The 15,717-nt window shown below is 71.2% G+C and carries 10 protein-coding genes and 1 pseudogene; 7 read left to right on the top strand and 4 right to left on the bottom strand.

What is annotated here, in order from left to right; all coding sequences use genetic code 11:
• Window positions 1-46 precede the first annotated feature (46 nt).
• Window positions 47-1,335, top strand: a pseudogene (locus ACIGNX_RS01340) (IS256 family transposase).
• Between the two features lie 384 nt (window positions 1,336-1,719).
• Here ACIGNX_RS01340 and ACIGNX_RS01335 read toward each other — a convergent pair.
• Entirely contained in the window at window positions 1,720-2,274 is a 555-nt protein-coding gene (locus tag ACIGNX_RS01335; protein ID WP_396535039.1) for a hypothetical protein, read from the bottom strand.
• 489 nt (window positions 2,275-2,763) lie between these two features.
• On the opposite strand from ACIGNX_RS01335, the gene ACIGNX_RS01330 reads away from it, so the two are divergent.
• A complete protein-coding gene (locus ACIGNX_RS01330) occupies window positions 2,764-3,318 on the top strand; it encodes a hypothetical protein (RefSeq protein ID WP_396535037.1) in 555 nt (184 codons plus the stop codon).
• Between the two features lie 417 nt (window positions 3,319-3,735).
• On the opposite strand, the gene ACIGNX_RS01325 is transcribed toward ACIGNX_RS01330, so the two are convergent.
• From ACIGNX_RS01325 to ACIGNX_RS01315, 3 genes are all read right to left on the bottom strand, one after another.
• Entirely contained in the window at window positions 3,736-4,476 is a 741-nt protein-coding gene (locus tag ACIGNX_RS01325; protein ID WP_396535035.1) for a triose-phosphate isomerase, read from the bottom strand.
• A gap of 15 nt (window positions 4,477-4,491) precedes the next feature.
• Window positions 4,492-5,055, bottom strand: coding sequence for a 6-phospho-3-hexuloisomerase (hxlB, locus tag ACIGNX_RS01320; RefSeq protein WP_396535033.1), 564 nt, complete (start codon window positions 5,053-5,055; stop codon window positions 4,492-4,494).
• Between the two features lie 99 nt (window positions 5,056-5,154).
• Window positions 5,155-5,697, bottom strand: a complete 543-nt coding sequence (locus ACIGNX_RS01315; RefSeq protein WP_396535031.1) for a hypothetical protein — start codon at window positions 5,695-5,697, stop codon at window positions 5,155-5,157.
• A gap of 926 nt (window positions 5,698-6,623) precedes the next feature.
• Between ACIGNX_RS01315 and ACIGNX_RS01310 the strand changes: the two genes are divergently transcribed.
• The 5 genes from ACIGNX_RS01310 (at window position 6,624) to ACIGNX_RS01290 (ending at window position 15,619) form a co-directional block, all read left to right on the top strand.
• A complete protein-coding gene (locus ACIGNX_RS01310) occupies window positions 6,624-7,160 on the top strand; it encodes a hypothetical protein (RefSeq protein ID WP_396535029.1) in 537 nt (178 codons plus the stop codon).
• Window positions 7,161-8,181: 1,021 nt separating this feature from the next.
• Window positions 8,182-8,616 carry a carboxymuconolactone decarboxylase family protein gene (locus ACIGNX_RS01305; RefSeq protein WP_396535027.1) on the top strand — a complete coding sequence of 145 codons (435 nt, stop codon included), beginning with the start codon at window positions 8,182-8,184 and terminating at the stop codon, window positions 8,614-8,616.
• 36 nt (window positions 8,617-8,652) lie between these two features.
• Window positions 8,653-9,972 carry an acyltransferase domain-containing protein gene (locus tag ACIGNX_RS01300; RefSeq protein WP_396535025.1) on the top strand — a complete coding sequence of 440 codons (1,320 nt, stop codon included), beginning with the start codon at window positions 8,653-8,655 and terminating at the stop codon, window positions 9,970-9,972.
• Window positions 9,969-14,738, top strand: a complete 4,770-nt coding sequence (locus tag ACIGNX_RS01295) for an SDR family oxidoreductase (RefSeq protein WP_396535023.1) — start codon at window positions 9,969-9,971, stop codon at window positions 14,736-14,738. The genes ACIGNX_RS01300 and ACIGNX_RS01295 overlap by 4 nt, the downstream gene beginning before the upstream one ends.
• Entirely contained in the window at window positions 14,735-15,619 is an 885-nt protein-coding gene (locus tag ACIGNX_RS01290; protein ID WP_396535021.1) for an SDR family NAD(P)-dependent oxidoreductase, read from the top strand. The genes ACIGNX_RS01295 and ACIGNX_RS01290 overlap by 4 nt, the downstream gene beginning before the upstream one ends.
• Window positions 15,620-15,717 lie beyond the last annotated feature (98 nt).

Genomic DNA, 15,717 nt, shown 5'->3' with positions numbered 1-15,717 from the left:
GATTGTACAAACGTCGGTGTAAGTCCTGATCAAGGATGAGCATCGGATGACGGAGATGATGTCCGGCGTGGAGCACGCTGAGGACGCCAGGCCCGAGACCGCCGCGATGGCCTTGGACGGCTTGGACGAGCAGTTGGTCAACCGGGCCCGTGCCGGTGGGCTCAAGCTGACCGGTGAGGGTGGGGTGCTGCAGCAGCTGACCAAGCGGCTGCTGGAGTCGGCCTGGAAGGCGAGATCACCGACCACCTGGACTATGGCAAGCACGACCCGGCCGGGCGGGGCACGGGCGACCCGCGCAACGGCACCCGGTCCAAGACCGTGCTCACCGACGTGGGGCCGGTGGAGATCGACGTGCCGCGTGACCGCAACGCCGAGTTCGAGCCGCGGATCGTGGCCAAGCGGCAACGGCGGCTGACCGGCGTGGACGAGATGGTCATCTCGCTGTCGGCCAAGGGCCTGACCACCGGGGAGATCAGCGCGCACCTGGCCGAGGTCTACGGCGCCGAGGTATCGCGCCAGACGATCTCCACGATCACCGACAAGGCCGTGGAAGGCATGGTCGAGTGGCAGAACCGGCCACTCGATCCGGTCTACCCGGTGGTGTTCGTCGACGCCATCCACGTCAAGATCCGCGACGGCCAGGTCGCCAACCGGCCGATCTACATGGCGATGGCCGTGACCTGCGAGGGCCACCGCGACATCCTCGGCCTGGGGGCCGGGGACGGCGGCAAGGGCACGAAGTACTGGCTGCATGTCCTGACGGAGCTGCGCAACCACGGCGTGGCCGACGTGCTCATACTGGTCTGCGACGGGTTGACCGGGCTGCCCGACGCGGTGACCACGGTCTGGCCGCGCACGATCGTGCAGACCTGCATCGTGCACCTGCTGCGCAACAGCTTCCGCTACGCCGGCCGACAGCACTGGGACGCCATCGCCAAGGCTCTCAAGCCGGTCTACACCGCTCCGACCGAGGCCGCGGCGCGCGAGCGGTTCGCCGAGTTCGCCCAGGAGTGGGGCGCCCGTTATCCGGCGATTGTGCGGTTGTGGGACAACGCCTGGGCCGAGTTCATGCCCTTCCTCGCCTTCGACGTCGAGATCCGGCGGGTGATCTGCTCGACCAACGCCATCGAGAGCGTCAACGCCCGCATCCGCCGCGCGGTCAAGGCCGGGGGCCACTTCCCCAACGAGCAGGCCGCACTCAAGTGCGTCCACCTCGCCGTGATGAGCCTGGACCCGACCGGCACCGGCCGCAAACGCTGGACGATCCGCTGGAAGCCCGCGCTCAACGCCTTCGAGATCGCCTTCGACGGCCGCCTGGCCGCCGGACGCAAGTAACCCTTCAACCCGACTTACACCGACAACTGGACAGACCCCCGTCCGGACAGCCTGTTCACCGACCGCGTCCATGACAGCGATCCGCGCCGCGATGCACTGCGGCAGCGAGAGATCGGGCCGTTCATCACCCGACGGTGGCACACCACACGGCTCCGGTCTGGGCACTGGGTGGTGGAGCGCAGCAACTCCTGGCACGGGCCGATGACGCCTCGCGACCTGTCGGCCCGACGGTGCGCACCGGACCACCGCGCCCCGCCTCGCGCCCGCCGACCTGCCGCTCGGGTGTCCGATCCACGACATCGGCGACCAGCCGGGTGCTGTTGGAAGCGCGGGGTTGGGCGTTTCGCGGCCGGACGCCACCATGGCCCGGGTCCACTGCGTGGGTCACACCGAGGTGATCTCCAGGGTCACGACGGCGTAGATGCCGGGAACCGTGCCCAACCCGGCGGTGCACAGCAGCACGTCGGCGCTGGGGCCGGTGTTCGTCTGGACGACCGTGCTGCCGGTGAACAGACCGGAGGTGACCGTGCCGGTGAAGGTGATGACCAGGGCGGCACCCACGACGGTGGCGGTGCGGTTGGCGGAGATGGTCGTGGTCTGCCCGGTGTTCCAGGTGATGGTGTAGGTAGAGGAGCCGGTGTCCAGCAGGTCCAGGCAGGTCTGCTCGGGGTCGCTGGTGGTGCGGGAGCGGGTGCCGGAGGTGATGGCCGGGTTGCTCAGCGACGCGCAGGGCCCGTACTGCGTCGAGGAGCTGATGGTGACGGCCTGCGGTGCCGTCGTCAGCGGCGGGGTGTAGGTGGTGGTCTCGCTGCCGGGCGGGGTGCAGGTCACGTCCAGCACCCCGGCCGAAGCCGTCCCCGGTGGACCGAGGACGAGCAGCGCCGAGGTGCTGACGACCGTCATCAGAACGGCCGCGGCGATGCGCAACGATTTGATCATCACGTTCTCCATTCAGGGTGGCGCCCGGTCCCCCTGTGGGCGCGAGCACGCGCCGACCACCAGAGTGCTCCCTTGAGGCGAGCAGCGACAGAACCGAACGGGCGACTACGCAAGAATGTCGGCTCGATCGGATATCCGTGCGGGACCCTCCCATGTAGACCGGCACGGACCGTTCGGCATGGCCGTGTCGCACAAGGGACCGGCGGCGGGAACTTTTCGGCACGGCGGCTCGGCCTCGGGCCGAGATGGCCGGAGCCACGCACCGGGCACTCCGGCAGCACCTGCGCGGACGGCTTTCCAAGAGCATCAACGGACATCGGCGCCACCACTGCCAAACCGACCGGTGAGCCGAGGTGATGCGACGGGGGTCGGACGCATCCACGTGACAACCCGTGTGGTCCTGTCGTTAGCCTTCAGATCAGAGCATCCTGGACAGTGACCCCGTGCTCCCGTCCCATCCGGGGTACCGCTCCCCTTGGAAGGTCAACGATGATCGATTCCTTGCGCACCGCCACGGCCACCGTGATGACGACCGCCTCCGCCGTGGCGCTCCTGGTGCTGGGCCCGACCCCTCCGGCATCGGCCGGAGTGCTGGACGTGACCTGCTCCGCGCCCAGCAGCCAGAACGACACCTACGCCCCGCCGCTGAGCACGACCCCGCAGACCGTCACCGTCAGCTCCTCGACGCAGTACGGGCCCTGCGTGTCGTTGAGCAACCCGGCCATCACCTCCGGCACGCGCACCCGCACCTTGATCATCCCGGGGCGGAGCTGCCTCGACCTGCTGAACGGCGGACCCGCCACGTACACCATCACCTGGAACACCGGGCAGACCTCGACCATCTCCTCCAACTTCACCTCGACCACGGTGGGCACCGCCCTGGTGGTCACCGACACCGGCACGGTCACCTCCGGCCTGTTCGCGGGCAGCACCGTCGTCCAGGTCCTCACCGGCCCGGCCACCGACGTCCTGCTGTGCACCGCCGGCCTGGGAACGGTCTCCAGCATCTACTCCACCGTGACCCTGGAGATCACCTCGGTCTGAGCCGCCGACGCCCGAACGGCCTTGTCACCGGTGCCGCGGCCGACCCGGACTCGATCCTCGAGCTGGGTCGGCGCGGGCGTGAGAGCGTGCCTGGAAGACCTCGGTCCGCACTGCCTCGCACCACCACCGGACTCGCCGAGGCGGGTGTGCCGGATTCCGGTCACGATGACAACACGCACGGCTACCACGCGGCAATCTCGTCCGCCTTCACGTCGGGCACCTCACAATAGTCCGAACGCGACAGACAATGTGGACAGATCATTACGAGGCAACGCCGAGCGCGTCACCGGCACGGGCGCGGCCCGCCTGCTGGATCGCAGCGCGGTTGTTGTCGACGGGTGGCCACCAGCTAACGCGGCCTGCGTCCCGCGCATCGGCCGCGGCTGGTCTGCCCGCGGATCCGCTCGGCGCGCCGGTTCACCGCCGGGCCAGGAGTTCGGCCGTGGCCTCGGCGAGCATGCCGGGATCCCTCGCGACGCGACCGATGGCGACGCCATCCCAGTCGCCGGCCGAGCGCAGCGCGGTGTAGGTGCCCGGGACGACCGCGCCGCCGTAGAGGAAGCGCGCGTCGAGGTCGGTCGTCGCGGCCCGTAACGCGTGCAAGACGGCCGCCGCGTGGTCCGGGTCCGCACCCTGGTCCGAACCGATCGCCCAGGTCGGCTCGTACAGGATCACGACCGGGTTGTCGTGGCCGAGTCGGCCGGTCGCGGTGCGCACCTGTGCCGCCACGTGGCGGGCGGCCGTGCCGGCGGGCAGGTGGTCGTGCTCGCCGACGCACACCAGCGGGGTCAGGCCCGCCGCCGCGGCCGCTTCGGCTTTCCTGGCCACGAGGACGTCGTTCTCGCCGAACACGCGCCGACGGTCGGCGTGACCGAGCATCACGTAGCGGCACCCCAGTTCGACGAGCAGCTCCGCGCTGACCTCGCCGGTGACCGCGTCGTCCGTCGGGGCGCAGTCCTGCGCCCCTGCCGCGAGACCACTGCCACGCAGGTGCTCCCTCACGGGTACCACCAGGGGGTGCGGCACGCAGGCGAAGAACGACAGTCGTGCCAGCGCGTCGGCGTGCGGGAGGATCACGTGGTCGAGCCAGTGCAACAGCTGCTTCCCGGTGAGGTCGGCCTTCGTGTTGGTGCAGGTGATCGGTGACGACAATCCCATTTCGCCCTCCTCGGCTCACTCCAGGTTGGTGTGGCGCGCGAACATGTCTTCGGCGGTCGCTCCGAACGTTCGCTGCAGGACCATGACCAGGCAGTCGAAGAAGACGAACGCGGACTGCTCGAACAGCGTGCCCACGAACTGGGTCGACGCCGACGGTTCGTGGTCCTCGCCGTACTCGCGCAGGCCCACGACGAGGTCGGCGTAGCCGGCGAGCGTCGAGTCCGGCGTCGCGGTGACCACTGCCACCCCCGCGCCGTCCTGGACGGCCTGCCGCGTGATCGCGAGGACACCCGGTGTCTCACCCGAGCCGCTGCACACGATCAACAGGTCGTCGGGGCCGATTGCCGGCGTGGTCATGTCCGCGACGACGTGCGCGGTCAACCCCAGGTGGGTCAGTCGCATCGCGAACCCGTCGACGGCCAGCTTCGACCGTCCCGCCCCCAGCAGGAAGACCCGCCGGCGACCGGTGATCGCCTCGACGAGCGAACGCGCCTGTTTCTCCTCGACCTGGGTCAACGACGCCTCGATCTCTCTCATTACCACCCGTCGCGCACTGGCGAAGATCCCGTCCGCGCCCACGGGGAGTTCCTCGGGCGGCTCGGGTGGCGTTCTCTGGTCGACCACAACAATCCCTCACTTCACTCGACGGACGCGGTGTCGGCTCCTCGGGCAGTGGGCTCAGGGGGAGGTGATTTCCAGGGTGGCGGCGGCGTAGATGCCGGAGACCGTCCCCAAGCCCGCGGTGCACAACAGGACGTCGGCTGCCGGGCCGGTGAGCGTCTGGACGACGGTGCTGCCGGTGAACAGACCGGAGGTGACCGTGCCGGTGTCGGTGACCACCAGGGCCGCACCCACCGTCGTGGCGGTGAAGTTCGAGGCGACGGTCGACGTTTGGCCGGTGTTCCAGGTGATGGTGAAGGTGGTGGAGCCGCTGCCCAAGAGGTCCAGGCAGGACAACCCCGGGGAAGACAGGGTGCGGGTGCGGGAGCCGGAGGTGATGGCCGGGTTGCTCAGCGACGCGCACGGCCCGTACTGCGTCGTGACGCTGACCGTGACGTTCTGCGAAGTCGCGGTCAACGGCGGGGTGTAGGTGGCGCTCTGGCTGCTGGGCGGGATGCAGGTCACGTCCAGCACACCGGCCGAGGCCGGAGCGGCCGGGCCTGATACCACCAGCGTCAGGGCAGAGGTGACCGTCACCAGCGTGGCGGTGGCTGCACGCAACGGTTCGAACATCATCGACCTCCGGTCCGGGTCGTGCTCGGACCTCGGATTGGGTGCGAGTACGCGACAGACACCCACGATGCTCTTTTCGGATGGCCCGCGACAGTGTCCATATGTGCAACCACGCGAAGTCACCGGGGAGGCGGCAGTGCCACTGCCCGCGATGGCCGGACTGGGATGACCGCTCCGCGGCCCCACAGCACCATCTCCAGCGCGTCAACCAGCAGCAGGGATGTGGTGGAGGTGACGGTGCCCGAGCACGTCGAGAAGCGGGCGGAGTTCCCCGCCCATAGAGCGTTCGGGCCATCGACGGGATCACGCCGGTTCTCCGCGGGCGCCCGGCGTCGCGCCCCGTCCTCGACCGGAACGGTGACGCCTTGAGCACGGCCGCGCACGACGCCCGTAACGCCCGCCGCACGTATCAGCCGCTCCACCGCGCACGCGCCGCCGTCATCCCGTTGCGCCGCACCAGGAACACGGTCTTCCGCGCACCGCGAACCCGCGATTTCCCCCAGGGCAGCCAGGACCGCGTCTTCGACCGATCGTCGCGTGCCGATCGCGCCGAAGCGGTGGCGCGCCCTTCGCGGTGCGGCAGGGAAAGGGTATTCCGCACGCCCGCCTGGCGCGGGACACGCCGGATCGGCTCTCCGGACCGCCGTTGTGCCGGTCGACGTAGTTGACCACCGTGGCATGGGATGGTCCGGCTCCACCGGTGAGCAGCCACCGCGAAACCCAAGATCTTGTTGGTGCTCCTTGGTTCCGCGATCTCACGTCGGGTCGCCCATATGGCGCTGTCGCGTGTTGTCCGGATGGGAGCATCCTGGGTGTCCAGTGCGGGCGTCGCACCGGTGCAAGCCTTCTCCCCACCCCCAGCGACGACCCTGCCCCAACTCCACGTGGCAACGCCCGAAACGGAGCGTCCTCCGATGCCGAAGACACTGCGCGCCCTCGCGGTCGCGCTCCCCGTCCTGCTGACCTCCGCGCTGCTCACCCCGACCGCTTCGGCCGGGGTGCTCGACGTGACCTGCACCCCACCCAGCAGCGACGTCGCAACCTACAACCCGCCGTTGACGGCCACGAACCAGGCCACCAGGGTGACCGCCTCCACCCAGTACGGGCCCTGCGTCTCCGCCAGCCTGCCCGGCCTCACCTCCGGCTCACGCAGTTTCCAGGGCAACGCCGTCACATCCTGCCTGAACCTGCTCGGCTCCAGGGCCGGCACCCTCGTCATCACCTGGAACACCGGTCAGAGTTCCACCATCAATGGCAACGCGATCACCACCATCGCCGGCGCCACCTTCAACCAGGTCTTCACCGGCACCGTCACCTCTGGCCTGTTCAGCGGTGACACGGTCGCCCAGACGCTGACCGCGCCCGCCACCGACATCACCCTGTGCACCCTGGGCCTGGGCACCGTCTCCAGCGTCTACTCCACGGTCTCACTGGAGATCACCTCACTCTGACCCGGACCAAGCGGTCCGAACCGACCGGTGGGAACGCGGTGTGCACCACCCGGTGATCACCCGGTGGTGCAGGAGGCCGGACCAGCGCTCGACCTGGTCGACTCGGGGATGAGCCGGCCGGAGTGAATGGACGTGGAACAGCGGCTGCGCCGCTATTCCGTGGCACGGTGTTGGCTGCGCAGCCGACCCATGACCCTCCCGCCGGGGACGTTCAACGCGCCGAGCAGGCTCCACCGCCCGCCGAGGCGGGTTGCGGTGGAGGCCGACGACGTTTGTACGTTCCCGCGCGGTGGAGCTTGAGACCGGAGGAGCGCCAGGCCCGGCCGGGGGTCGACGCGCCCGTCCCGGTGCGTTCGGCCATCGAGGCCCCCGCGACCGGTGGCCCGCGTTGCGCGGGACCTGCTCCAACGTCGCCGTGATCGCCTCCTCACCCCTCGAATCTCCGAGATGCCCCGTCCGCCATCTGACAGCGGGCCGGTACACCACGACCACGCGGCGGTCGATCACCATCGCAGCACCGTGAGGAATATTCCTCGCGGCCGGAGCCGACGACATTCTCACCGCCCCACACCTGGACTTGTCGAGCGACCGGATACGCATCAGTGCAACAAACGAGTGAATACGCTTGAGCGACTCCCGAGGATCACTTACGTTTGAACCGGTGGCACCACGCCCCTCCGAAAGATCCGATCGGAGAACAGGCCTTTCAGCTCGCCGGACGCCCAACCGATACCGCTGACACGGCACTCGATCAGGGCGATGAGGGGCAAGCCCGATCGGGCGGACCGGCGAAAACGCCGCTCCACGAGCCCTTGGCGCCACACCGAACGCGCAATGTCGCCGACTCGCGGCGATGGCGCCACGGCAGGCCTTCGAAGAGCACGCGGTGAGCGCCGCCACCAATTCTCAAAATCTTTTTCGCCATAACCACGACACTGCCCGAAATGCGCTGACACCGCCGGAAGCCCCGTTCACCTCCTCCCACCCTCGAAGTCCACCTCACCTGACGAAATGACTGACCATGACAGCAGAAGACCCGCTCGCGACCCACCACCGGAACGAGGGAGGAAGGTACGAACGCGGCCTGGAGACGGCGAACGAGTTGGCGGGCCACGAAGCCGTGCGGGAGTTCCTCGCCGACCTGGAACCGATCAGCGGGAGCACCGCGCGCCTGGTCGTCGAGACGGTCTTCGGCACGCTGCACCACGAGCCGGGCCTGGGCCACCGCGACCGGGAGCTGGTGACCTTGACGGTCCTCGCCGTCCTCGGTGACACCGGGAAGGAACTGGACCTCCACCTCGCGATCGCGCACCGGATCGGCATCCCGCCCTCCTCGGTCGTCGCGTTGTTCGCCCACGTCAGCGCGTACGCCGGGTTCCCCAGGGCGTTGAACGCCCTCGCCGTCGCCAAGGCCTTCTACGCCGATCGAGGACTCCTCCAGCACGAAGAGCAGTAGTTCGACATCCCCGTACTCCCCAGAGAAGGCGCACTCATGACTTCACGCTTGGCTGTGCTGTTCCCCGGCCAAGGGGCTTACCTGCCCGGGGTCCTCGCCGACCGGGCACGGCACTTCCCGAAGGCCGTCGAAGTGCTCGAGACGATCGACGCGGTAGCCGCCGAGCACGGCTTCGACCCCGTGGCACCGCTGGTCCTGGAACGCGACGCGGCCTCGCTGGACGAACTCCTCACCACGAACAGCGACCAACTGGACCTGGCGATCTACGCCATCAACGCGGCCGGTTTCGAGATCTTCTCCGGACTCGGGCTCCGGGCCGACGTCCTGGTCGGACACAGCTTCGGCGAGTTCGCGGCGCTGTCTGCCGCGGCGGCGGTGTCCACCGCCGACGTCACCCGCATGGCGTGCACCCGGACGAAAGCCTTCAGCCGGGCCGATCCGGCCGAGGGCGGGCTCCTCGCCCTGGACGTGCCCGCGTGGCGCGCCGAGCACCTCGTGGGCCTGCTCGACGATCCCGGCCTTCGCCTGGCGATCGACAACGGGCCGGGGCAGACGGTCGTCTCCGGCCCGCTGGCGTCCCTGAGGGCGGCGGAGAACGTCGCGACCGGCCTGGGTTTCCGCGCTACCCGGCTGCGGGCCAAGTACGCCTTCCACAACGCGCTGCTGCACGTCGCCGCCGACATCTTCCGCGACTCGACGGAAGACGTGCGGCTGGCGGAGCCCCGCGTGCCGGTGTTCTCCCCGGTGCTGGGCCGGTACGTTCGCACCGTCGCGGACGTGCGCGAGGTGGTCGTCCGGAACATGGTGGCACCGGTGCGCTTCTACGACGCGCTGCTCTCCTTGTTCCGCTCGGGCACGACGACGTTCGTCGAGGTCGGTGCTCGCCAGGCGCTCACCGGCATCGTCGGGTCCTCGCTGCCCGCGTCCGCGCGCGCACTCCCGCTGCTGCCCAGCCGCGGTGATGTGGAGAGCATCACCACCGCCCTCGACGACGCGGGGTTGCCGGTTGGCCGGACTCCGCTCCCCGCCCGGCCCGACCGGGACGAGACCGTCGTACGCGACGCACAAGAGTCACCGCGCGTGGTGTCGCCGCCCGAACAGGCCCCGCCGCCCGAGCGCACCGACGTGCTCACCGAACTGGCCGGCATGTACGCCGAGGACCTGGGCTTCCCGGTGGAGATGCTCTCCTCCGACATCGACCTCGAGGCCGACCTGGGCGTCGACTCCGCCAAGCAACTCGCGCTGTTCGAGCGGGTCCGGGTGCGCTACGGGCTGGCCGAGCCGCCGGCCGAGCGGAGGGTGCGCGCGACCACGCTGGAGAAGATCGCCGAGTTGGTCGAGGAGCAGCGCCGATGACCGTGCCGAGCGAGGCCGACGACGTGGTCGCGGTGGTGGGCATGGGCGTCGCGGTGCCCGGGGCGTCCAGCCCCGGTGAGCTGTGGCGGACGGTCAACGGCGGGCACGACGTCTTCAGCGAACCCGGGGACCGCTTCGAGCTGGGGCGGTTCTGGTCCCCGGATCGGCAGGAGCCGGACAAGACCTATGCCCGCCGCGCCGGCTACCTGCACGACTTCCGGCCCCACCCCGCTCCGGGGGGAGCGGGGGGAGGCGCCGGTCCCGGCCGCGACGACGCGGCGCGTTGGCTGCGGCACACGGTTCTCCAAGCGCGGTCCGGGGTCCGGGTCGAACCCGGTTACCGGTGCGGGGCGTACGTCGGGGCATGGCCGGGTGGCAGCCAGAGCCTCGTGGAGTCGGTGCTGGTCGAACTCCTCGCCCGGTCGGCGCCGGACGACGAGCAAGGCGGGAGGGTGCGAGCGGCCTTGCTCGAGCACTACCGGCACTCGGTGCCCCTCGACAGGGCTGCCGGCCTCGACGCCGTGGTGCGCGGCGCCTTCACCGGACTCGCGGAACGGGTGACCGAGGCGCTCGTGGTCGACACCGCGTGCGCGTCGTCCCTCTACGCCGTCGACCTGGGCTCCAAGGCCCTCCTCGCGGGTGAGTGCGAGATCGCCTACTGCGGTGGCGTCAACGTCGTGGACCCGACCATGGCCGTCATGTTCGCCAAGCTCAGCGGGCTCTCCCCGCGCGGCCGCGTCCGGGCGTTCACGGGCGCCTCGGACGGGACGTTGTTCAGCGACGGCGCCGGGCTCGTGGCGCTGAAGACCCTGCGGAGGGCGCGCGAGGACGGCGACACCGTCCACGGTGTGCTCCTCGGCTTCGGCGGTGCCGCGGACGGCCGCGGCAAGTCGATCTCGGCGCCGAACCCCGCCGGTCAGGAACGCGCCATCCAGCGGGCTCGGACGGTCAACGGCGTGCGGGCGGAACAGGTCGACTGGGTCGTCGCGCACGGGACCGGTACCCCGACGGGTGACGGCGTCGAGTCGCAGGTCCTCACGTCGCTCGGTTCACCCGGTCAGTGGTGCAGCAGCAACAAACCGGTGTTCGGCCACACCGGTTGGACCGCCGGTGTCCTCTCCCTGATGCACGCCCTGCTGGCCCTGCGCCACGGCTGGATACCCGGGCAGCTCGGCGCGGAGGAGCCGGAGAGCGGGACGAGTGGTGCGCGGGTGCGGGTGCCGCGCGAAGCCGTGCGCTTCCCGGCCAGGCCGGACGGGCACCGCACCGTCGGGGTGTCGGCCTTCGGCTTCGGGGGGACCAACGCGCACCTGCTGGTCGCCGATCGCCTCGACGCCGGCGGCCCGCGCTCCGGTCCGCCGGTCAAGGCGGACGCCGGGCACCTGGTGCTGGTCGCCTGGTCGGCCCACCTGCCCGGGGAACCGTCCACCACCTCGGTCCGCGACTGGTTGCGCGGCGCGGCGGCTCCCCCGGGAGCCGGCTTCCCCCGGCCCTACCCCGGGCCGAACCCCGCCGACGTCCGGTTGTCACAGCGCACGATCCCGGTCGTCGATCCCTGCCAGCTGATGGCGCTGCAGGTCGCGGCGCGTTTCGCCGCGGAGCACGGTGAGCTGTGGGCGGACGTTCGGGAGACGACGGGAGTCATCGCCGCGCACACGGGGGTGCCACGCGCACTGGTGGGGACAGCCGTGCGCTGCTACGCCGACGACGCGACCTGGCTGCTGGACCGGCACAGCGCCGACCCGGCCTTCTCCCGGGTGGCGCGGGAGCTGGCGGAATCCCGTCAGCGGTTCCCGGCGACGACCGAGGACTCGCAGGCGGGCGCGCTGCCGAACGTCATCGCCTCCCGCATCGCGGCCCGCTACGACCTCCACGGTCCGTGCCTGGCGGTCGACGCCGGGAGGGACGGGACGCTCGCCGCGCTCCGGGTGGCCGACCGCTACCTCAGGACCGGTGAGCTGGACCTGGCGCTGATCGTCGCCGTCAACGGCAACGGGAGCACCGAGAACGCCGTCCTGGCGGGGCTCGGGCCGGCGCCCCTGGGCGAGGGCGCCTTCCTGCTCGCCGTGACGACGAGCCACACCGCCGCCGAGCGTGAGCTGCCGGTCCTCGCCCGGTTGTCCTTCGGCGCCGCCTCCCGGGAGCGGTCACCGGCGGCGGAGGACCGCAGTTACCTGGCGGCCGACCACGCCCTGGCCCTCCTGCGTGCCGTGGAGCGCAAGGACCTGCCCGTGCGGCTGCCCGCCGTGCACCAGGACACGGCCCTGTTGGCCGAGGCGGCCGAGGAGGCGCGCCCGGTGCCGCGGGAGCCGGGGACCGAGCGCCTGACCCGCCGCTACCGGAGGCGGCTCTCGGCCGAGGCCGCGCCCCCCGACAGCGGGACCGGCACCCCGCGGCCACCGTCCCTGCCCCGCCGGGGCGTCGTGCTCCTGGCCTCCCCGGACGTCGGCGCCGCGGTCCACGACGACCTCCGCGACAGCGACTCGCTCGTCCTCGACCTGCCGAACGACGTCGGTCGCCCCCCGTCCCCGGACTCGGTGGACAGGATGCTCACCGCAGTCGATTCGGCGGCACCCGACCTGACGGTGCTGGGAGACCTGTCGGCCCTCTCCGTGCCACGCGCCCTCGCCCTGCACGACGCGGTCTTCCTGGTCACCCAGCGCCTCTGGTCGCGGTGGCAGCCGGAGAGCTCGCTGGCCGTCCTGCTGAGCGGAGCGCCGGGTGACCGGACGATGCACCCGACCGCCTCGCTCTTCGACGGGTTCGTCAAGAGCCTGCGCTGGGAACGCCCGGGCACGGCCGCTTTCACGGTCACCACCGACGAGCCCGTCACACCCGACCTGCTCGCCCGCGCGGCGCGGGAACGCGTCGCCCGCCCGCTCCCGCCCCCTGCCGTCTCCTACCTCCAGGGAAGGCGGTGGACCGAGGCGCTGCACCCGGTCCACCTCACGACCCCGGCACCGCCCCCGGGCCTGCCGCTGACCGACGGGTCCGTCGGGCTGATCACCGGAGGGGCGGGCGACATCGTCCAAGCCCTGCTCGGTGCCCTGGCCGGACACGCACGGCCCAAGCTGTGGGTCCTCGGCCGCACCGAGGAGGCCCTGCCCTCGGAACTCGACGGCATCGGGGACGAGCGGCTCCCGGGCACCCGCGCCGACCTCATCCGCCGACTTCGCGAACGCTTCCCGGACCTGGCCCCGAAGTCGGTGGTCGTCCGCGCGGACGCCCTGCTGAAGCAGCACGGGCTGCGCACCAGGCTCCGGGCGCTCAAGGACCTGTTCGGCGAGGACCGGGTGCACTACCTCGCCTGTGACGTACGGGACGAGCGCTCCACCCGGGAAGCGGTCGGACGGGTGCTGGGCGCCGAAGGGCGGGTCGACTTCGTCCTCCACGCCGCGGGCCAGGTCGCCTCCACCCTGCTGGAGAAGAAGCGGCTCGAGGTGTTCCGCGCGGTGCGGGACACCAAGGTGCTCGGCCACCTCCACGTCAGGTCGGCCCTCGGCCCGGCGCAACCGGCCCTGTGGTGCAACATCGGCTCGTACTCGGGATCGGCCGGCTCCCCCGGTGACACGGACTACGCCGCGGGCAACGCGTACTTGGAGGCCACCGCGGAAACGGCCGCGGGTCGCGACGAGATCACCGTCGGCTTCACGATGTGGCGCCAGACCGGTATGGGGTCCGACGCCCTGTACCAGGAGCACGTCTCGCGCCAGGCGCGGTTCACCCCCATGTCGACGGCCGAGGGCACCGCGCAGTTCCTCGCCGAAGTCGCGGCCGCGCCGCGGGCCGGGGGCACGTCGGTCTACCTGGGGGACACGGAACGCGACCGACTGCGGCGCCACTTCCCCGGCCTGGTGCGCGACGAGCCACCCGCGGGCCCCGCGAGCCGCCTGCGGCCGTCCTGGCGGTCGTCGCCGCGAGACCCCGGCGGCAGCGGGGAGTGGGAGTACCTCATGGTCCCGGACGGAGAACCCCACCTCTACGACCACCTGGTCAGCGGCAAACCCACGGTGCCCGCGACGTTCATCCTGGACATCGCCGCGCAGGCCGCGGAAGCACTGGTCCCGGGTGCGGTCACCACCGGGTTCCGGGACGCCCGGTTCGACACCTTCATCCGCCCGTTCACCCGGAGCAGGCCCGCCCCCCTGCGCGTCAGGGCGCGGTTGGCGCGGCACCGGTCCGGCCGGGAGCTCCGGACGACGGTGGCGGTGGGCATCCACTCCGACACCCTGGGACCGGACGGTCGGATGCGGCCCGGGGGACTCCGCCACTTCGAGACGGAGGTGCTGTTGTCCAGCGGCCCCCTGCCGGAGGGCCCTCCGTGGAACCCACCCGTCCCGATCGATCCCCGGCCCGCCCTCGACCCTTACGCCGTGCCGGAGGCCCCGGTGTCGCTGCGCGGCCCTTTCCGCAACCTCTCGCGCTGCTCCGTGGACGGCCCCTTCGCGCGCGGCACCTGGACCCCGGAACTGGCCGGGTACCCCGGACTGCGAACGATGACGACACCCGCGCTGTTGATGTGCGCCGCGCTGAGGACGTCCGCCCTGCGTCCCGCCGGTGCGCGCGACCGCCCCTTGTTCGTGCCCCGCTCGGTGTCGCGCGTCGACCTGCACACCCGGGGTGCCAACGACCACGACCTGCTGCTCCGCCACGGGCACGAGCTGGTGGTGTCGGTCGGTGCGGACGGCGTGTACCGGGCCGTCACGCCGGCCGGCGGGCTCCTGCTGGAGATGTCCGGTGTCGAACTCGTGGGGATGGCGACATGACCGCGCCGACAGAGGCCCTGGCCGGCGCGTACTGCGTCGTCACCGGCGCCACCTCGGGCATCGGCAAGGAGATCGCCCGGGGACTCGTCGCGGCGGGCGCGCACGTGCTCTTCATCTGCCGCGACCGCGCCCGGGGTGAGGCGACGCTGGCCGAGCTGCACCGCGAGAGCCCGTCCGCCGCGGTCCGGATGCTCGTGGCGGACCTCTCGGTCCTGCGGGACGTGCGCCGGGTGGCCGACGAGGTCCACCGGCACCTGCCGCGCCTCGACGTCCTGGTCAACAACGCGGGCATCCACGACCTCCGGCCCGAGGTGAGCGCCGACGGGTTCGACCGGATGATCGCCACCAACCACCTGGGCCCCTTCCTCCTCACCAACCTCCTCGCGGACCTGTTGGAGCGGGCGGCGCCCTCGCGCATCGTGATGGTCGCTTCCGAGTCGCACCGGAGCGTGCTGCACCTCGATCCCGGCACCTTCGCCGAACCCGGCTCGTACGGTCCGATCGGCTCCCTGGGCGTCTACGCCCGGTCGAAGCTGCTGAACGTGCTCGTCACGCAGGAGATCGCGCGCAGGTGGGGTTCCCGTGGCATCACCGCCAACGCGTTCTGCCCCGGCCTGGTGTCCACCGGGCTCGCCCGCAACCTGCCGATGGGCACTCGGCTGTTCTCCCTCGCGGAACGGACGCCCTTCGTGCGCAACGCCCGCCAGGCCGCCGAGCACGCCCTGCGGCTCGCCGGTGACCCGCACTTCGCCGGCCGCAGCGGGGGCTTCTACTCCACCACACCCGGCGCGGCGCTCGTGCCCCCTTCCCCGCACCGCTTCCGGACCGGCCTGCAACGCGCCGTGTGGGAGCGGTCGGAAGAACTGGTGGGTCTGCCATGACACGTCCGTCCCAGCAACGCGGCACACGCGACACCGCTCCCGGAGGGGTGATCATGCACGGAACCCGGGCGATAGCCGGGTGGTCCTCACCCGGACCG

It is taken from the genome of Actinosynnema sp. NPDC053489, from assembly GCF_044544865.1.
Taxonomy (GTDB): Bacteria; Actinomycetota; Actinomycetes; order Mycobacteriales; family Pseudonocardiaceae; genus Actinosynnema.
Note: the sequence above shows the minus strand (reverse complement) of the source record. Positions and strands in the feature narration are given on the sequence as shown.